Here is a 19,627-nt window from a genome sequence, read left to right on the forward strand (position 1 = left end):
ACCGTCCGCAGCGCCCAACGATCCCCTTCCACCAGAACACTCTTAAACCGCTCACACCAAAGCGGTCCAAAACGATCCCGCGACCGATTAAACCAAAGCGTGAATCGTTGCTTGAGGGTCTTCATCATCCAGGAAACATCCCCCATCCGTCGCAACAGACTCTTCCGCAAGTCCATCCCTTCCAAAGTATGATCCCGAAGGTGCCCCTCCAAAACCTCAGCCCGCATCGGATTCCAAGGCGTAGGCTTCGGATAGAGCCGACGATACCGACGCACCAACTCCTCATCCGAAATACTCACCTCCGCCGGCACCTCCACCAAAACATGGAAGTGGTTCTTCATCACCGCATAGGTAACCACCCGAATCCCCGAGAAATCAGCCACCTGCCAAATCATCTTCCGCAAAACCTCCCTCTCCCGATCCCCAAAGAGAGCCTCCCCATTCACCGTTCGACTCATCACATGGTAGTAGGCTGTTTGCCCATCAAGACGCATCCGTTTCCTTCTCATGCATCCCAGTAGAGCAGATTCTTATATCGAGATCAAACTTTTTAACCAGGTTTATTAAAATAGAATTAGAGATGCGGTTGATTGACATTCCCAAAAAGAGAAGATGAAAAGAGACATGATCTCTTGGATTCAAAATGCCCTGGAAAAGAAAGGACGCGTTATTTTCATCATCCTCCTCGCGGTGGTGATCGTTTCTTTCGTTTTCGTTATTGGTGAAACTCCCGGATGCGTGAGTAAAGAGCCCGGAGCGCAGACTCAGAAATTTTATGGGTACAGCTTGAATGCTGAAGCCGATTCCCGTTCGAATGATATGGTTCGGGAGGTGATTATTAGCTCAATCGTCAATCGAGGGCAGCAACCTCAGAATGAGCAGATGCTGACGCAGGAATTTCTTTCCCGCATCGCCCTACTGCATCTGGCGGATGAGGCGAAGATTCCCGAGCCGAATCAGGCGGCCTTTATCAACTACCTCTCCACCGTTCCTTTCTTCCAGGATTCTAACGGGAACTTTGATCCAAATCGGGTCACTAGTTTCCTCGATATGACTCAGTTGAGTCGCCAGTTTGACGAAGCGACTATCAATCGAGCCCTCAGCAACGATTACCGGATCCAACAGCTGATGCTTTCCATCTCTCCTCCTGGGTTCACTCTTCCTTTCGAGATCGAGGAACAGGCCCGTCGTGGAGCCGCTACCTATGACTTGAGTGTAGCCGTTCTGAAAGAAAGTGATCTCGACTTTTCGGTCGATCCTACCGAAGAGGAGCTTCAGGACTTTTATACCCAACGGGTCGAAGCTTACCGGACTCCCGAGTCCCGCTCTCTTTCGATCATTCGGTTCTCTCCGGAAGCCTTCACTTCCGAGGTTGCCGATCCCACCGACGCAGAGCTCCAGCAGTATTTTTCGCAGAATCGCACCAACTACCTAAACGAGGATGCCAAAGACCCCGCGGACGCACTTCCCCAGCTCGACGCCGTGCGTGATCAAGTTGTCGCCGACTGGAAGGAACAGCAAGCCACCACTCTCGCGCGTCAGGCTTCCGAAGATTTTGTCTACGCTCTGTTCGACCAAGAAATTTCCGAAGGGACGCCCGAGTTCGAAAACATGCTTTCCAGCTATTCCGTGGAACTTGAAACCCTTCCCCCGATGGTGGGCAATGTTCCCCCAGCCGATTCGGATCTTCCCCAATCTGCTTTCGGCGAAGCTGCTCGTTTGGACGAAATCCGCTATTTCTCCGACCCAATTGAAACCGAGAACGAAATTGTCGTCGTCATCCTCACTGATGTCACACCTTCCCTGATTCCCGATTTCCAGAGTGTTCGCGAAGAGGTTCTGGCTAACTTCACCGAGCAGAGCAAACAGGAGAACCTTGTCTCTCAAGGAGAAGAAATCCGCACTCAGCTTTCGGACATGATCGCAGAAGGTCAGTCTTTCGAAAAAGCCGCCTCTTCACTCAATCTCACGGTCGAGAACTTTGAATCGGTCGGATGGGAAAACATGACGGAAGGTCTTCCGAACTCGGCAATCCGCCGGGCCGAAACACTTCCTGAAAATGAAGTTTCCTCAATGGTCGTGACAGAAGAGGGAGGAAATTTCCTCTTCGTCCAGAGTCGAGGAGCGCCTCAGTTCGGTCCTGATTCGGAGGAATATCAAAGGACGCAGAACATTCTTGGCCAGAGCACTGCCCGGTTGTTCATGTCTTCCTTTGTCGGAGATCTTATCCAAGCAGGCAGCACTGGCGCGCAGTCCGGAGGACAGTAAGGTCAGATCAGAGCGGTTGGACATGGAGCCGCCGCCGATCGGGGCAACGCCAGCCTTCCCACTGTTCCGCATTTTTCCCGGCTGCCCTGGGATGCGCCCGAATAAGTAGTTGTGATCCACGGGAAGGACTCTAGCATCCTTCTCCACCATGACCCGCTGGCTTGAAACCACCTTCTTGTCGGTTCAGTCACCTACGTTCCAAGATGCCTGGCAGATCCTGATCATCGGCGCACTCTGGGTCGTGGCTCGACTGTTGTTCCGTCCCAAGCCCATCCCTCCAGGGGAGGAAGAGACGCGCAAAGAGAAGACCTCACCGAAGATTTGGCTCTCACAGAATGCTTTTCTTCCCGTATTGGCTCTACTGCTAGGCATTACCGCTACCGGCTTTCAACTGGCCGGATTCCACACTCCAGTTCTCTGGATCACTGGCATCCTTTTCGGAATCTGGAGTGTCGTCGGAATTCTCACCTCCATGCTTCGCGACCGTTTCTGGGCCGAGTCGTCTTCGCTGATCATCTACATCCTCACGGCCTTCAGCCTCCTGACCGTTGACAACAGCCTCATCGAGTTTCTCGACAAGATGCAGCTCCCGATCCCGGCGGGAGACGAGCCTTTGACGGTTTGGGATCTCTTTACCGTCGGCTTCTCTCTCGCAATCGCCATCTGGATCGGACTCGGACTCTCCCAATTGATCGAAAAGCGGGTCGAAACGATTACCCGCATCAATCCCTCGACCCGAGCCCTTCTCCAGAAGGTCATCCGAGTGCTTTTCATCGTCTTGGCCATGATCATCGGCCTGACATCGGTCGGCATCAACCTCTCGGCGCTCACGGTCTTTGGCGGCGCTTTCGCTCTCGGCCTGGGATTCGGACTCCAGAAAATTGTCTCCAACCTCATAAGCGGGTTCATTCTCCTCTCAGACCGATCGATCAAACCGGGCGATGTCATCGAGCTGGAAGGTACGTATGGATGGATCAATACCCTGCGGGCCCGCTACGTCTCGGTCATCACTCGCGACGGAACCGAACATCTCATCCCGAACGAAGACTTGATCACACAACGAGTCGTGAACTGGACCTTTTCCCACGACCGCATTCGGATCAAGTGCGCGATCGGAGTAGCCTACGGAGAAGATCCCCACCGCGTAATCGAGATCTGCAATGAGGCCGCTTTGAGTCAGCCCCGAGTTCTCCGCGACCCTCCCCCAGTTTGTCTCCTTACCGAGTTCGGCGACAGTTCGGTCAATCTCGAGCTTCGCTTTTGGATTGAGGACCCGAATCAAGGGGTCGCCAACATCCGCAGCGCCGTGCTCCTCAAAATCTGGGATCGTTTCAAGGAGGAGGGTATCGAAATCCCCTTCCCCCAACGGGATATTCACGTCCGCAGCTGGACCCCGGACTCTCCCTCGCTTCCTCCATCCTCTTCTTAGCACCTCCACACTTCTCAGGCGGAACCTTTCGGCGTCAATCATTTTAAACCTGGTTTATTTTATTGAAAGTCAGATGCATTCGGGAAAGGCGATTGGATAGGCTTTGGTTTCTCACGGTCGACGGATTTCGTCTTCTATTTTTGATTCGTCATCGTCGAGACATTCTCGCAACATGATCGGTTTTCGCATTCAAAACTAACGACCATGAGTAAAGTTCTCGAGTTTCTCCTCCGCGGCGAACGCCTTTCCACCTCCGAAATGGCGGAGGTGCTGCGCATCGCGCCGGAAGAAGTCGAGGCGGAGATCCGGCGATTGCAAGAGGAAGGGACACTGCTTGGCTGGCTCCCTGTCCTCAACCCAGACAAAATCGACGACCATCGCGTCTCGGCAGTCATTGAGCTGAAGATCAGCCCAGAGCGGGAAGGTGGATTTGACCGGGTGGCCATGCGAGTGAGCAAGTTTGACGAGGTTCAGACCTGCTATCTCATGTCCGGCGCCTATGATCTTCTCGTCATCGCCCGAGGCAAAAATCTGCAGCAGGTGGCGGGTTTCGTTTCAGAAAAACTCGCGACTCTTGGCGGCGTGCTCTCCACGGCGACTCATTTCCTCCTGCGCCCTTACAAGGAGCAGGGACATCTTCTTCTCGACGAAGCTGGCTCTCCGGAAAAACCGGCCGTCAGCCCCTAGGCCATGAGTGCCTCTACACAGTCTGACCGGTCCGGTGATTCGGCCCGGTTTATTGCCGACCACGTCATTGGCCTACCCCGTTCGGGGATTCGCGACTTTTTTGCGATTGTGGCTCAGATGCCTCAGGCCATTTCCCTGGGGATCGGCGAACCGGATTTCGTGACGCCGTGGCACATTCGTGAAGCGGCGATCTACGCCCTGGAGCGGGGGAAGACCTCCTATACCGACAACATGGGGCTCATTGGTCTCCGCAGAGAGATCAGTAGCTACGTCGAGCGCGACTTCCACGTCTCTTACTCTCCGGAGAAAGAAGTCTTGGTCGCGGTGGGAGTATCCGAAGCTCTGGACCTTGCTCTTCGGGCGATCGTCAATCCAGGCGACAAAGTCCTTTTCCACCAGCCGTGCTACGTGTCGTACTCGCCGAGCATCAAGCTCACCCACGGGGTCGCCGTGCCGATTCCGACATCGGACGAGGATGCTTTTGCCCTCAACCCGCAGAAGCTCCGCGAGTGCTGGGAACCTGGCTGCAAGGTCCTCGTGCTCAACTTCCCGACGAACCCGACCGGGGGAACCGTCGACCGGAAAACGCTCGAAGAGATTGCCGCTTTCGCGAAAGAAAAGGATCTTCTGGTCCTCAGCGACGAGATCTACGCCGAGCTGACCTTTGAAGGGGAACACGTGAGCATCGCCTCTCTGCCGGGGATGCGGGAGAGAACCATCTTCCTCCATGGATTCTCCAAGGCCTACGCGATGACGGGTTTCCGCATCGGCTATGCTTGCGGGCCAGCTCCCTTAATCGAGGCGATGATGAAAGTTCACCAGTACTCGATGCTTTGTGCGCCCATTCTCAGCCAAGAAGCCGCGACCGAAGCTCTCCGCAACGGACAGTCCGCTATGGAGAAAATGCGCGACCAGTATCGGGATCGCCGCGACTTTCTGGTCGCCCGGTTCAACGAGGCCGGCCTGAAATGCCACCTCCCACGAGGGACCTTCTACACCTTCGCCGACATTCGCGCTACGGGCCTCGACGAAATGACTTTTGCCAAAAAACTACTTTCCGAAGAAGAAGTGGCGGTCGTACCCGGCACGGCTTTTGGCGAGAGCGGCAAAGGATTTATCCGGGCCAGTTTTTCCACCAGCTTTAACCGACTCAGGGAAGCCGCCGATCGTATTGGTCGTTTCGCCGAACGACACACGTCATGAACAGCACTACTTCTCAAGTCCTCCCAAAGGTCGCCCTTGTCGGTCGACCCAATGTCGGCAAAAGCCGCCTTTTCAACCGAATCTGCGGCGGCCGCGACGCGATCGTCCACGACAAGCCTGGAGTGACCCGCGATGTCATGGCCCGTGATGTCGACGGTCGTTTTACTCTTTTGGATACAGGAGGGATTGGTCTCCCGGAGAAAGATGCGCCCTCCAAGATTGTCCAGGCCGTTGAAGAACAGGTTTTCGTCGCGGTGGAATCTTCGGATTTAATTCTTCTGGTTGTCGATGGCCGTGAAGGGGTTGTTCCCCTCGATGAGGAAATTGCAGCCCGCTTGCGGAAGAACGCCCGTTGCCCGGTTCACATCGTGGCCAATAAGTGTGACAACGAACGCGTATCCGACTCGGTTCACGAATTTAATCGTCTAGGATTCGGCGAGGCGATTCCCGTATCCGCTGAGCACCGCGTCGGCATCGGCCAACTCTTCAAGACGATCCACTCCAATATTCCGGAGATCCGTTTCGTCACCGAGGAAGCCCAGGAAGACCGCCGGATCAAAATCACATTCGTTGGGAAGCCCAACGTCGGCAAATCTTCGATCACCAACCGCCTGCTTTCCTCGCAGCGACTGATCGTGAGCGACGTTCCGGGGACCACTCGCGACTCGATCGCCCTCGATCTCAACTACCCTTTTCCGGAAAATCGGATGGGCAAGTTCCGTCTCGTCGATACCGCCGGGTTGCGCCCGAACAGCAAAGTCGACAGCTCGGTCGAATATTTCTCGAACCTGCGCACACGCCGGGCCATCGAAGAGAGTGACGTGGTTTTCCTCCTTCTCGACGCCATGACCGGAGTCACCCGTCAGGACAAGGCCTTGGCCGGAGAGGTCCTGGAAGCCGGACGCTCCCTCGTGCTCGTCGTCAACAAATGGGACTTGGCCATGGAGGCCTTCAAAAAAGGGGGCATCGAAGGGTTTAAGAACGCAAAAGATTTTCAGCGGAACTACCGCGAAGCCGCAGAAAAGGAACTGTTTTTCCTCCCGAAAAGCCCATTCCTTTTCATCTCGGCCAAGACCGGGTTTGAGGTCTCCTCGATTCTCGGCACGGGAGAGCGGATCGATCACCTGCAGCGCATGACCCTGCCCACTGGCCGGCTCAACCGCACAGTGCACGATCTCATCGATGCTCGCCCTCCCAAGAGGATGCACGGAAAACCCTTCAAGGTTTTCTACGTCGTGCAAACCGGCTACCGCCCCTTCCGCTTCCGGCTCTACTGCAACCGGCCTGAGAAATTTGAGGACACCTACCGCCGCTATTTGGAGGCTGGTATCATCGAGTCCTTTGATCTGGAAGGGAGCCCAATCCGTTTCGATCTCGTCGGAAAGGAACGTCGCAACGCCGGCGAGGAACGATAATCGACTCCAAGCCCTGCCCTTGTCAAGGCGAGGCCAACGGCTCAGTCTGGTCACCAATGGACCTTTTATTTCTTTCGAGCGACCCAATCTCTCTGCCCTCCCTTGAAGCCCTTGCGGGCGGGAAGGTAGCTGATACGCGGGTCGTCGCTGTTATCACCAATCCAGATCGCCGCAGCGGCCGCGGAAAAAAGGTTCAGCGCAATGCCGTGGCAGCCAAAGCCGATGAACTGGGCCTGCCCGTTCATCAGACAGCAAAGCTGACCCTTGAGGAAATGCAGGGACTTCCGCATTTTGATGCGGCGTTGGTCTTTGCTTTCGGGCAAATCTTGCCCCGTTCGATTCTTTCCCTGCGTCCGGGTCTTTTTCTCAATGTTCATGCCTCTCCGCTCCCCTTTCTGAGAGGCCCCTCACCGATCGAAACCGCCATCGCCGAGGGATGGAGTTCGACCGAGATCAGCTTGATGCGAATGGTCCAGCGAATGGATGCTGGAGACATCGCCTTCCGCCAGAAGACGACGATCGATCCATCTGAGACAGGACCTTCCCTTCGCGAGAAGATAGCCCTCCAGAGCGCAACTCTCGTCGAGCGGGTCCCCGACGCGGTCGCGCTTGAATCTGCCTGGGACCTACAAGACGACTCTTCGGCCACCTGGTGCCGAAAAATCTCGAAAAAGGATGGGCGCCTCGACTTTTCTCTTCCCGCCCAGACTCTGGCGAATCAGTCCCGCGCCTTCGAGGGCTGGCCGGGTTCCACGATTTTGATCGGCGGGGAAACGATGAAAGTCGCAGACCTCTCGATGACCGAGGGATCCGGCCATCCCGGAGAAATCCTTAGTGCCGACGAGCGCCTCGAGGTTGCCACCGGGGAAGGTGCGCTATCGATCGGGATGATCCAGCGACCCAGCCGCAAAATGGCCCCTTTCGCAGAATTCCAGCGGGCTACTCCGGTCCAAATCGGCAGTCTACTGAGTTTCCCCCTGTCTCAGCCGCTCGTTCGCTCAAAGTTTCGACTCTAACTCCCCACAAGCGAGCACGGCCTATACCACCATGAAAATGATTCCGACAACCACCGTCGGGAACAAGGCGCCTGCCAAGAGCTTGATCGGCGAAATTCCATCCGGGAAGTATTTGCTCAGAATCGACTGACCCGCAGGATTCGGGGCATTGGCGATCACCGTCAATCCACCGCCTGTAACCGCACCGGCCACAACCGCATATTCCAACATTTCGGCCCGCGTCAGCAGGAGTCCTGTCTTCGAAACCATAATCCCGTCTTGAACCACATCAGGACTGAAGGCCGGGACCTGGGAGGCGAGGAAGGTGATGGCGGCGTTATCGTTGAACGCAGTGAGAACCGTAGCCCCCAAGAAGAGAGGAATCTCACTCAAACTGGAAAGCACCGGCGCGATCCACCAGCTCTGCAACCCACCATGAGTGACCAGCCCCGCGAGGAAAAAGCCGACCAGCAAAGGCCCCTTAATCTTGATCTCATACTGGTGGTGCTCCGTCGCAATCGTAAAGGCGATGAAGAAAAGAAATCCTCCGACGAAAAAGGCCGGATGGTGAAGGGTGACGACTGTCCACGCGACAAAAGCCAAGTGAACCAAAATGATCCAGAAAGGAACCTTGGACTCCTTCTCTTTGAGCTCCCCTTTCTCTTTTAATTCTTCCGCCTTTTCTCGCAGCCCTAGCAGTTCTTTGCGGAAAACTAGAAAATAGACAAAGGTCGAAAACCCAATACCGATGACCGCTTTCCACCCGAAATGGGTAAACATGAAGGGAAGATTCCAATGCCACTCGGTCGCTACCATCAAAACGGGCGGTGCCGCAAAGTGAGTCAAGGTACCGCCGACGGAAACGTTGACAAAGAGAAGCCCCAGGGTCGCATACTTTAGACGATTGGAGGGCTTAAGGACATAGAACTGATATCCGAGAAGCAGAGCTGAAATGGTCATAGCAGCGGGCTCAGTAATGAAAGATCCGAGCAACGGGCCAACGACCAGAATCGAAAACCACCAGGCCACCGGAGTACGCTTACCGATGCCTGCCACCATCCGGAGCGCGGACTCGGCAAAAAGGATAACCGGGCGGCTGGAAGCAATCGCCATGATCACGACGACAAAGATAGCCTCGGTATAGTTCCGGGTATCAATGTAGTAGGAAGCGTGCCCCCATCCATGAGGCTCGATCAGAACCATTCCCAAAAGAAGAGGTACGATCCAGATCCCGAAGATCGCCTCCACTTCACCTAAGAAATGAAACAACGTCGCCTTGAAGCTGACAGGCTCTTTCGCATCTGGCTCCTTCGATTCCGGAGAGGCCAGCCAAGCCTGCCGATGAGCCTCTTCGCATTGATGAGCCATGCGGTTAAACCTCGCCGCCAGAAAGGTATGAATAACCGCCAGTAAAAAGATAACAGTGGCGAAGAGATTAAAGGGGTCAGCCTCCGCACGCACCTTGAGCCTCTCCCAGAGGTTGAGCTCGTGCCCTTGTTCGTGAGCGACCTGCTCCTCCAAGTGGGTGTAGGTCGATTCCTTGAGAGGAAACTCAATCGCCGGCTCATCCAATGACGAAGGAGCATTGGCCCAAGAGATCTGCGCCGCGGGCAGAACGAGAAAGAGTATAAGAAGGACTCGCTTTAAAACATTCATAGGCCTGTCTAAGAAATTATCGGATCAGTCTTCTTTCGAGTGAGAGCGCTCAGGAATTTCTCCTGATTCCTTCAAACGATCAACACCCATCTTTTCCCAAAAAGCCACTCCTCTACGGTAAGCCGCCCTCGCGATGGCTTGGGCTGCAACAGGAGTGGTCAGGTAAAAGAAGACAATGATCACCAGTGAGAAGATCCAGGAACGCAGTCCCCCAAAATGAATGGCGAAAGCCAACAGCATTAGCGCGGCCCCAAACGCTCCGGCCTTGGTCGCCGCATGCATCCGAATAAAGAGGTCGGGCATCCGAAAAACGCCAAGCGCTGCGACTAAGCCAAAAAAGGCCCCCGCCAGAACGAAAAAAGATACGATCCACACCATCATTGTCCCCCTCCATCTCTTTCCAAAAACCGGGAAAAGGCGACGGTTCCCAAGAAACCAACGAGAGCAATGATCAAGGCTGCGTCGACAAACACGGGCTGGTCAAAATGAATCGCAAAAAGAACAATCACGCCGAGACAGAGAGCTGCGATCAAATCCAGAGCGACAATTCGATCGAACGCGGTTGGCCCCCGAACGACCCGCACCAGAGCGAGAACTAACGCTACAACATAGAAGATCGAGGCGAGGATCAGTGAAATCCCCAGCGGAAAAGGCATGTCAGCGAAAGGCACGACGCACCCTCCTTCCGTAATCTTTTTCCAGAGCCGACGCGACCTCCTCAGGAGATCCGTCGATATACATGCAGTGAATGAAAAGCGTTCTTCGGTCTTGTGAGATCGCGATTCCCAAGGTTCCCGGAGTCATGGTGATGAAATTTGCCATACTTACAGCCTGCCCTTCCGTCATTCCTTCGATATCCACGGCAACGATCGCCGGATTCATGTGATGGCGCGGCGTCAAAACGTCATAAGCCACCCGAAGATTCGACCGAAGGATTTCTCCCAAGTAAAATCCGATGAAAGCAATCAAGGCAACTATCCGCTTCATTCCTGACCTCCATTCCCGGCTCCATCCAAAACTGCCGAAATATATTCCGAAGAATCCATGAGCTGATCCGCCGCCCGTTCAGAGAATGCGAACAAGGGTTCACCAAAGAGTCCGATGACCACGGTGCAAACCGCCAAAATAGTGACCGGGATTACCATCCAAGCCAGCTTGCCCTTTCCACAGGTCTCCATCTCACCCTCGGGCACATTCTCCGGCTGCTTTTTCCAAAACGCCTCGGCCCAAATTTTAGTCATCGAATAAAGGGTCAAAACCCCAACCGCGAGGGCGGCGGCGACCGAGATCCAGGCACCAATATCGAGTCCCGCTTTGACGATCCCAAACTTCGCCCAAAACCCGGAAAGTGGCGGAATGCCTCCCAGGGAAAATGCAGGAATGAAAAACAATGCAGCCAACCATGGAGCGGATTTGTAAAGACCGCCGATTCGAGCCAAATCCGCCGTCCCCTTCTTGCGGATGACGATCCCACTGACCAAGAAGAGGTTGGTTTTCACGATGATGTGGTGAACCAAATAGAAGATGGAGGCGGCCAAGGCCAGAGGCGTCATGAAGGCCAGCCCCAAAGTCATGTAACCGATCTGGCTGACAATGTGAAATGACAAGATCTTCCGCATCTCGAAATGCGACGCCGCCCCAAGAACCCCAGTGATCATCGTCAGAATCGACACCGCGATCAGGATCCACTGCACATCGTCGAAGAGCGGGGCGAAGATCAGCGTGTAGGCCCGGATCAACGCGTAGACCCCGACCTTCGTCAACAATCCAGCGAAGATCGCAGAAACCGTCACCGGAGGAGTATGGTAAGACGCGGGCAACCAGAAGAACAATGGAAAGACCCCCGCCTTCAGCCCGAAAGAAACCATGAGAAGCATCGACCCGCTGAGAATCCATTCCGGATCGGAGGACGATGCAATCTTCACCGAAAGGTCGGCCATATTCAGGGTGCCGAGCTTGCCGTAAAGAATTCCCGCCCCAGCGAGGAAAAATGCCGAAGCCAGGAGATTGAGACATACGTACTTCAGCCCGCCTTCGAGCTCCTTTTTGCGGCCTCCCATGGAAACGAGGACGAAGGAGGAGATCAGCATCACCTCGAACCATACGTAGAGGTTGAACAGGTCTCCGGTCAAAAAGGCACCGTTCACCCCAAAGAGGAGGAACAAGAAAAGAGGATAGAAAAACTTCCGAATCCGCCCCTCGCCAATTTCACTCAGCGAGTAAACGCCGACCGCCGCCCCCATGAACGACGAGATGAAAACCATGACCGCCCCAAGTCGATCGGCGACCAGCGAAATCCCAAAGGGAGCAGCCCAGCCTCCGGACTGCGCGACGATCACCCCGTGAACATCCGTTTGCCAAAGCAAGTAAATCGAAGCGGCCAAGGTCAACAGGCACCCTACTACCCCACCGACCCGCTGGAACTGCACGGACCGAGCCCCCACGAGGAGGCAGACCGCCGAACAGAGGGGGACTAGGAGAGGAAGAAATAAAACCAATCCGTTCATGTATCCGTGTTATTGAACGCGTTGATGTCGTCTTCCCCCACAGCCTCCTCAGCTTTGTGAACAAGGGTGAGTGCGAAAGCGGTCAGCCCAAAACCGATAACGATCGCGGTCAGGACCATGGCTTGCGGAAGTGGATCTCCGTAGGGCTCGGGAGGAGCGCTAGCCCCAGCCTCGACGATTGGAGGCCGCCCCGCCAAGAGACCGCCCGCCGAAAAAACGAGCAAGTTCGCCCCGTGACCGATGAGAACAATGCCAATCACGAGCTTGACGATACTTCTCCTGAGGAGGCAATAGACCCCGCTGCCAAAGAGAACGCCGATTAATCCTGAGATAAGAATTTCCATGGGATCAGTCGTCCTCCTCGTCAAATTCGCTCAGGGAAGAAAGGCTGAATGCACTGTGCAGAACGAAGCCAATCACGGTGAAGTAAACGCCTACGTCGAAAAGCAACGGGGTTCCGAGGTGGATCTTCCCCAATATCGGAAGCTTAAAATCCGGAAGCCACTCCCCTGTCATAAACGGATCTCCCGCAAAAACTCCGGGGAGGCCACTCAAAATGGCAACCGCGAGTCCGACCCCCATCAGGACTGTAGGATCCATGCGCAGTAACTTACGGGCATCCTGAACGGAATCTCCCAAACTGGCCAAGAGGAAGGCCGTCGCGGCAATGAGGCCGCCAATGAAACCGCCACCGGGCAGATTATGGCCGCGGTAGAGAACCACAACCGAGAGAACGATGAGCCACGGGAAGAGCTTATGACCCGCTTGATGAAGAATCAAAGATCTCATCCTTGGGCCTCCTTTTTCTTCTTACGCGACCTTCCCGAGACCAAAGCGGCCACGCCAAGGGCGGCAATCGAGAGAACAGTAATCTCACCCAGAGTATCGAGGGCTCGAAAATCAACGAGGATCACGTTAACGACGTTCCTTCCTTTTGCTTCCGGATAGCTCATTTCCGCCAAATCAATCGCGATGGATTCGTGAAACTGGATCGTAAGTGCCTTCATCACGAGAATCGCCATCATCGTTCCAAAAATCGAGGAGAGGATCACATCCCGGATCCGAGTTCCCTTGGTCGAAAGGGTGCGCAAGCGGGGCAGCCGGAAGATCACAAACATGAAGAGAACGACCGTTAGTGTTTCCACCAACAGTTGAGTGATCGCGAGGTCGGGAGCACCGTAATAGAGAAAGAGTAGAGCCACCCCGAAACCAACGGTTCCCAAAGCAACCAACGCGGTGATCCGGTTATTGGTCCCCGCCGCCAAAATCGCTGCAATCACCATGATCACCACCAGCCCCGACGAAAGAATACCCATGGAATGCGTGGAAATACTGACCTGCACCCCTCCAAAGGTAAACAAGGCCCAGCCCAGCAAACCTGCAGTCACTGCTACGATGACAAAGACATAATTGTGCAGGAGACCGGACTGCAGAAACCGGGTTTGCACTTTGGAAAACTTGACCATCCCATCGAAAAGCCAGTCGTAGACCGCTTCCGCCCCCCGGGGACGCAGGAAGGAGTTGAAGGGCAGATGCCGCCTCCAAAAGAAACGACGACAGCAGTAAAGGCTCACCCCACCAGCGAGCGTGCACAGGCTCAACAGCAGCGGAAGGTTGATCCCGTGCCAAAGGGAGATGTGAAGATCCACACGCTGCCCCTCAATCGCCGAGACGGCAGGAGCCACAATACTGGACGAGACCAAGAAGGGCAGCAGTCCGAAAACGAGCCCGAGAATCGCGAGAAGCAACGGGCCAAAAACCATCGATGGAGGTGCTTCGTGGGGATGCTTGGGAAGATCCTCTTCTTTTGACGGCGTTCCCCAGAATGGGCCAACCCCCGCTTTAAAGGCGAGAGCCAGCATCAACATGTTTCCCACAAAAGCGACAGGCAGCGCTACTTGAGCAACGCCCTCCATGGCGACACCGGCCTTGTAGACATACTCCTTTCCGACAAACCCGAAGAAAGGAGGAAATCCCGCCTTGGACAGAGCCGCGAGTCCGGCAGCAATCGCCGTCAACGGCATAGCCTTACGCAAGCCCCTCAATACTTGAACATTGCGGGTGCCGGTTTCGTGATCCACCGAGCCTGCCGTCATAAAGAGTGCGGCTTTGTAAAGAGCGTGCCCGATGAGGAAGATGACCATCGATTTGATCGCCAGCTCGGTCCCCAACCCAATCAGCATCGTCAGGAGCCCCAAAACCCCGAGCGTCGTGTAGGCGAGGATCTTTTTCAGATCGGTCTGGAATATTCCGAGGAGTACCGCGGTCAGTAGGGTCGCTCCCCCGAAGCAGGTCAGTGTCCAGGACCAGAGGGCGGTTTCTCCGAGTGCCGGATTCAGCCGGGCCAAGAGGAAGACTCCGGCCTTCACCATGGTTGCTGAGTGGAGATAGGCACTGACAGGAGTCGGGGCCGCCATTGCATTTGGCAGCCAGAAATGAAACGGGACCTGGGCACTCTTGGTGAAAGCCCCCAGGAGAATCAGGATCACCATCCCGGTGTAGAGCGGTGACTCGTGAATAATCGCCGAAAGCCCGCCTAACTCGGAAATGCGATAGGTCCCCCCGGCGATTCCCAGAAGAATGAAACCTCCCAGCATGGCCACTGCACCTCCCCCAGTAACCAGCAGGGCTTGAAGAGCTTTTTTCCGAGCATTCTCATCCTCGTGGTTGAAACCGATCAGGAGGTAGGAAGAAATGCTCGTCAGCTCCCAGAAGACAAAAAGGAGAATGAGGTTATCGGAGAGGACCAGGCCGAGCATCGCTCCCATAAACAAGAGAAGGAACGAGCCAAAACGGCCAAACTGCGGGTGGTCCTTCATATACCCCGCCGCGTAAATCCCAACCAGAACCCCGATCCCGGTGACGAGGAAAGCCATCATCGCCGAGAGGCCGTCTAGCCGGAGGTCGAGCGAAACTCCCAGTGCCGGGAACCACTCCCAAGAGGCGTTGACTCCGCCCTCGGCCAATCCACCGCCAAACCACGCGAACGCGAGCAAGATGAATGCAATCAGCGGAGGGAGCCCGAGAAAGAGACTCCACCCAGCACGACCCTTACGCCCGAAAAACGGGGCCAGGCATGCGCCCGCAAAAATCGTGAGGATACTGAGAATGAGTAGCATTGAGAATGAGAGTTACCCCAATAACAGCGGGATTGATGCCCGCATCAAGCAAAAGCGAAAAAAAGGGCCGTCTCTTGCGAGACGGCCCTTGGATAAATGGTTTATTCGAATGTTCGCTGAGGGAACAGACGCATTACATCATGCCGCCCATGCCACCCATGCCGCCCATTCCACCCATGTCAGGAGCCGGAGCCGGCTTATCCTTTTCAGGGAGGTCTGTGATCATGCACTCAGTGGTCAGGAGGAGACCGGCGACCGAACCTGCATTCTGCAGAGCGGTGCGAGTCACCTTGGCCGGATCCACGACACCTGCCTTGAGGAGGTCTTCGTATTCACCGGTTGCGACGTTGTAACCCTTGGTGCTGGCACTCTTGAGGACCTGTTGGACCACGATCGAGCCTTCAACACCGGCGTTGGTGCAGAGCTGACGCAGCGGATACTCAATCGCCTTGCGGACGATGGTCGCACCAATGGCTTCGTCACCTTCGAGCTCCTCGACGGCCTTTTCAATCGCTTTGGCAGCATTGAGGAGAGCGACACCACCACCGGGGAGGATACCTTCCTCAACGGCAGCGCGGGTGGCGTGAAGGGCGTCTTCAACGCGAGCCTTCTTTTCCTTCATTTCCGGCTCAGTTGCGGCACCAACGTTGATGACGGCAACACCACCAGCGAGCTTGGCGAGGCGTTCCTGCAGCTTTTCGCGGTCGTAGTCGGAAGAAGTTTCTTCGATCTGACGACGGATCTGCTTCACGCGGCCCTGGATGTCAGAAGCTTTACCAGCGCCTTCGACGATGGTGGTGCTTTCCTTGTCGATGGAGACGCGCTTCGCACGGCCGAGGTCGCTGACCTGAACGTTCTCGAGCTTGATGCCGAGATCTTCAGTGATGCAACGGCCACCGGTAAGAACGGCGATGTCTTCGAGCATGGCCTTACGGCGATCACCGAAGCCAGGAGCCTTAACAGCGCAGACGTTCAACGTGCCACGGAGCTTGTTCACCACGAGGGCAGCGAGGGCTTCGCCTTCGATGTCTTCCGAGATGATCAAGAACGGCTTGCCTTGTTTGGCAACGTTCTGGAGAAGCGGGAGGATGTCGTTGAGGTTCGAGATCTTCTTCTCGTGAATCAGGATGTAGGCATCTTCGAGGATGCACTCCATGGTTTCCTGATCGGTCGTGAAGTAAGGGCTCAAGTAACCCTTATCGAACTGCATCCCTTCAACAACGTCGAGGGTGGTTTCGATCGACTTGGCTTCTTCAACGGTAATGGTTCCGTCCTTACCAACCTTGTCCATGGCGTCGGCGATGATTTCACCGATTTCGAGGTCCCAGTTGGCGGATACGGTAGCGACCTGGCGAACTTCGTCGCGGCTGCTAACCTTCTTGGAGGACTTGGCGAACTCAGCGACCGAGGCAGCAACTGCCTTGTCGATCCCGCGCTTCAAGTAAACCGGGTTAGCACCAGCGGCCACGTTCTTGAGACCTTCGCGGTAAACCGCTTCAGCCAGAACGGTAGCGGTGGTCGTACCGTCACCTGCGGCGTCAGAGGTCTTGGAAGCGACTTCCTTCACCATCTGTGCGCCCATGTTTTCGTAAGGATCTTCGAGCTCGATTTCCTTCGCGACTGAGACACCGTCCTTGGTGACAGTCGGGGAACCGAACTTCTTGTCGATGATTACGTTACGTCCCTTAGGTCCGAGAGTTACCTTGACGGCTTTGGAGAGAGTTTCCACGCCGCGCAGGATTTTCTTCCGGCCTGCTTCGTCAAACAGTAGTTGTTTGGCCATAATATTTCCTGTGTTTCTTTAGATTAACGGTTGAATTATCCGATGATGCCGAGGATGTCATCTTCACGCATGAGCGTGTAAACGGCACCGTCCAGCTTCACTTCTGTTCCCCCGTATTTGCTAACGAGGACACGGTCACCGACCTTGACTTCGAAGGAGCTCTTAGCACCCGCTTCGTCGGTCTTTCCGGTTCCGAGGGCAATGACTTCAGCTTCCTGTGGCTTTTCTTTAGCCGAATCAGGAATGATGATGCCACCGCGAACTTGTTCATCTTCTTCGACGTGCTTTACGAGAACACGGTCTCCGAGTGGTTTGATTTTCACTTTACTCATGTAGGTGGTTTTATTTCGGGTTAGATTGGTGAAAGCGTGCGGCGATCCGCTTAGCTCTTCTTCTCGTCCTCGTCGACGACTTCGAAGTCGGCATCGACCACGTCGTCATCTTTTTCGCTGCTGGAGGACTCTCCGCCAGGAGCTTGCCCTTCGGGCTGAGGACCGCCTGCGGCTCCTTCGCCGCCGGCTTGACTGTAGATTTCCTGTCCGATCTGCGTAAGGATGCCAGTGATCTTTTCCTTGGCCTCCTTCAACTCTTCGGCGGAAGCGGACTGGTTCTCGAGGACCTTACGGCCATCGGCCACTGCGAGCTCGATCGCACTCTTCTTGTCTTCCGGAAGTTTGTCGCCCAAGTCGGTGATTTGCTTCTCGGCTTGGTAGCAGAGATTGTCGAGTTCGTTGCGATTTTCGACCGACTCCTTGCGCTTCTTATCTTCTTCAGCGTGGAGCTCAGCTTCCTTCTTCAGACGATCGATTTCGTCCTTATCGAGTCCAGAAGAGCCGGAAATGGTGATCTTTTGATCCTTGCCCGTGCCTTGGTCTTTTGCAGTCACGTGGAGGATCCCGTTGGCGTCGATGTCAAAGGTGACTTCGATCTGAGGCACTCCGCGTGGCGCCGAAGGAATTCCTTCGAGACGGAAGTTACCGAGCATCTTGTTGTCGGCAGCCATCGGACGTTCCCCTTGAAGAACTTTGATGTCCACGGCGGTCTGGTTGTCGGCGTAGGTCGAGAAAACCTGACTCTTCTTCGTCGGGATCGTCGTGTTACGTTCGATCATCGGAGTGGAGACCGCACCAGCGGTTTCGATTCCGAGAGTCAACGGAGTCACGTCGAGGAGAAGAACGTCGCGCATGTCGCCCTGAAGGACAGCACCCTGAATCGCAGCCCCGATGGCCACAACTTCGTCCGGGTTCACGCCCTTATGAGGCTCCTTGCCGGCGAGCTCACGAGCCACTTCAATAACCTTCGGGTTGCGGGTCATTCCCCCAACGAGAACGAGGTCATTCACTTCCGAAGAAGAGAAGCCAGCATCCTTCAAGCAGGCTTCAAAAGGAGCCTTGATGCGCTGGAAAAGAGAATCAGTGATCTGCTCGAGCTTCGAACGGCTGAGAGTGACGTTCAGGTGCTTCGGCCCGGAAGCGTCGGCAGTGATGAACGGCAGGTTGATATCAGTCGACTGAGTCGAAGAGAGAGCGATTTTCGCCTTCTCCGCTTCTTCCTTCAGGCGCTGCTTGGCCATAGGGTCGCCGAGGAGGTCGATCCCATTCTCCTTCTGGAATTCACCAGCGAGCCACTGAATCAGAGCCGTATCCCAGTTATCCCCACCGAGGTGCGTGTCCCCGTTGGTGGCTTTCACTTCAAAAACTCCGTCACCGATTTCAAGCACGGAGACGTCGAAAGTTCCCCCACCCAAGTCAAAGACTGAAATGGTGTGGTCATTCTTCTTATCGAGGCCGTAGGCCAGCGAAGCGGCGGTCGGCTCATTGATGATGCGGTCTACTTCGAGACCGGCGATTGTGCCGGCGTCCTTAGTGGCTTGGCGCTGCGCATCGTTAAAATAGGCCGGAACAGTGACGACAGCCTTGGTAACTGGCTCACCGAGGTAAGCTTCGGCGTCAGCCTTCAACTTCCCTAGGATCATTGCGGAAATCTGCTCCGGGGAGAAATCTTCCTTTTTGTCACCAACTTGGCAGCGGATGTAGGCGTCGCCATTCTTCCCTTCTACAACTTCGTAGGGGAGACTGCGGGCTTCTTCCTGCACTTCGGCAAACTTACGACCAATCAAACGCTTGGCCGAGAAAATGGTGTTCTGCGGATTCGTGATCGCCTGACGTTTAGCCGCTTGGCCGACGAGACGCTCTCCGCTCTTCGAAAAGGCGACGACTGACGGAGTGGTCCGTGCCCCCTCCGAATTTTCAATAACCTTCGGCTCGCCACCTTCCATGATGGCGACACAAGAGTTTGTTGTACCTAAATCGATTCCAATGATTTTACTCATGCCATCTCTTATGCTGTTTCAATGCCAACGCCCCGAGCAGCATCACAACATATTGGTATTCAGATCGATAAAGAAAAACAACCCAGTCTTCGGTCACCCTATCCCCTTCAAAAACGATGCCAGGATGTCTCACTTCTGTCACAGTCCCGCCCACAGGGTCACACTGTGTCCCGGTTGCTCCACCGCACTTCTGAACAAACCAAGAATGCTGCCCCAATCCACTTAATACCGAA

General features: G+C 55.1%; 18 protein-coding genes. 6 read left to right on the forward strand and 12 right to left on the reverse strand.

Annotated elements, in window-relative coordinates; all coding sequences use genetic code 11:
- The coding region (locus H5P30_RS14640; protein WP_185693661.1) for a transposase at positions 1–509 on the reverse strand (509 nt) is incomplete at its 3' end.
- Positions 510–624: 115 nt separating this feature from the next.
- Between H5P30_RS14640 and H5P30_RS14645 the strand changes: the two genes are divergently transcribed.
- From H5P30_RS14645 to H5P30_RS14670, 6 genes are all read left to right on the forward strand, one after another.
- Positions 625–2,268: a peptidyl-prolyl cis-trans isomerase gene (locus H5P30_RS14645; protein ID WP_185693662.1), complete on the forward strand. Its 1,644-nt coding sequence runs from the start codon at positions 625–627 to the stop codon at positions 2,266–2,268.
- Between the two features lie 148 nt (positions 2,269–2,416).
- Entirely contained in the window at positions 2,417–3,697 is a 1,281-nt protein-coding gene (locus H5P30_RS14650; protein WP_185693663.1) for a mechanosensitive ion channel family protein, read from the forward strand.
- Between the two features lie 204 nt (positions 3,698–3,901).
- A complete protein-coding gene (locus tag H5P30_RS14655; protein WP_185693664.1) occupies positions 3,902–4,384 on the forward strand; it encodes an Lrp/AsnC family transcriptional regulator in 483 nt (160 codons plus the stop codon).
- 3 nt (positions 4,385–4,387) lie between these two features.
- The gene (locus H5P30_RS14660; protein WP_185693665.1) at positions 4,388–5,587 is read left to right on the forward strand and encodes an aminotransferase class I/II-fold pyridoxal phosphate-dependent enzyme; all 1,200 of its coding nucleotides are present in this window, start codon (positions 4,388–4,390) and stop codon (positions 5,585–5,587) included.
- Positions 5,584–7,002, forward strand: coding sequence for a ribosome biogenesis GTPase Der (gene der, locus H5P30_RS14665; protein WP_185693666.1), 1,419 nt, complete (start codon positions 5,584–5,586; stop codon positions 7,000–7,002). Before H5P30_RS14660 ends, der begins: the two co-directional genes overlap by 4 nt.
- A gap of 56 nt (positions 7,003–7,058) precedes the next feature.
- Complete coding sequence (locus tag H5P30_RS14670) at positions 7,059–8,018, forward strand: methionyl-tRNA formyltransferase (RefSeq protein ID WP_185693667.1); 960 nt, start codon at positions 7,059–7,061, stop codon at positions 8,016–8,018.
- A 21-nt stretch (positions 8,019–8,039) separates the two neighbouring features.
- On the opposite strand, the gene H5P30_RS14675 is transcribed toward H5P30_RS14670, so the two are convergent.
- From H5P30_RS14675 to dnaK, 11 genes are all read right to left on the reverse strand, one after another.
- Positions 8,040–9,653 (reverse strand): putative Na+/H+ antiporter, encoded by a 1,614-nt coding sequence (locus tag H5P30_RS14675; RefSeq protein ID WP_185693668.1) that lies wholly within the window; start codon positions 9,651–9,653, stop codon positions 8,040–8,042.
- Between the two features lie 24 nt (positions 9,654–9,677).
- Positions 9,678–10,034: a monovalent cation/H(+) antiporter subunit G gene (gene mnhG / locus H5P30_RS14680; RefSeq protein WP_343075444.1), complete on the reverse strand. Its 357-nt coding sequence runs from the start codon at positions 10,032–10,034 to the stop codon at positions 9,678–9,680.
- Positions 10,031–10,324, reverse strand: a complete 294-nt coding sequence (locus H5P30_RS14685) for an MrpF/PhaF family protein (protein WP_221774375.1) — start codon at positions 10,322–10,324, stop codon at positions 10,031–10,033. The genes mnhG and H5P30_RS14685 overlap by 4 nt, the downstream gene beginning before the upstream one ends.
- Positions 10,311–10,640 carry a Na+/H+ antiporter subunit E gene (locus tag H5P30_RS14690; protein ID WP_185693669.1) on the reverse strand — a complete coding sequence of 110 codons (330 nt, stop codon included), beginning with the start codon at positions 10,638–10,640 and terminating at the stop codon, positions 10,311–10,313. Before H5P30_RS14690 ends, H5P30_RS14685 begins: the two co-directional genes overlap by 14 nt.
- A complete protein-coding gene (locus H5P30_RS14695) occupies positions 10,637–12,160 on the reverse strand; it encodes a Na+/H+ antiporter subunit D (protein ID WP_185693670.1) in 1,524 nt (507 codons plus the stop codon). Before H5P30_RS14695 ends, H5P30_RS14690 begins: the two co-directional genes overlap by 4 nt.
- Positions 12,157–12,504 (reverse strand): Na+/H+ antiporter subunit C, encoded by a 348-nt coding sequence (locus tag H5P30_RS14700; protein WP_185693671.1) that lies wholly within the window; start codon positions 12,502–12,504, stop codon positions 12,157–12,159. Before H5P30_RS14700 ends, H5P30_RS14695 begins: the two co-directional genes overlap by 4 nt.
- A gap of 4 nt (positions 12,505–12,508) precedes the next feature.
- Positions 12,509–12,949, reverse strand: a complete 441-nt coding sequence (locus H5P30_RS14705) for an MnhB domain-containing protein (protein ID WP_185693672.1) — start codon at positions 12,947–12,949, stop codon at positions 12,509–12,511.
- Entirely contained in the window at positions 12,946–15,279 is a 2,334-nt protein-coding gene (locus H5P30_RS14710; protein WP_185693673.1) for a putative monovalent cation/H+ antiporter subunit A, read from the reverse strand. The genes H5P30_RS14705 and H5P30_RS14710 overlap by 4 nt, the downstream gene beginning before the upstream one ends.
- 133 nt (positions 15,280–15,412) lie before the next feature.
- Complete coding sequence (groL, locus tag H5P30_RS14715; protein WP_185693686.1) at positions 15,413–17,065, reverse strand: chaperonin GroEL; 1,653 nt, start codon at positions 17,063–17,065, stop codon at positions 15,413–15,415.
- Positions 17,066–17,097: 32 nt separating this feature from the next.
- Entirely contained in the window at positions 17,098–17,394 is a 297-nt protein-coding gene (locus H5P30_RS14720) for a co-chaperone GroES (RefSeq protein WP_185693674.1), read from the reverse strand.
- Between the two features lie 50 nt (positions 17,395–17,444).
- A complete protein-coding gene (gene dnaK / locus H5P30_RS14725; RefSeq protein WP_185693675.1) occupies positions 17,445–19,394 on the reverse strand; it encodes a molecular chaperone DnaK in 1,950 nt (649 codons plus the stop codon).
- Between the last annotated feature and the right edge of the window lie 233 nt (positions 19,395–19,627).

Origin of the sequence: Puniceicoccus vermicola, from assembly GCF_014230055.1 — a bacterium.
Classification (GTDB): Bacteria; Verrucomicrobiota; Verrucomicrobiia; order Opitutales; family Puniceicoccaceae; genus Puniceicoccus; species Puniceicoccus vermicola.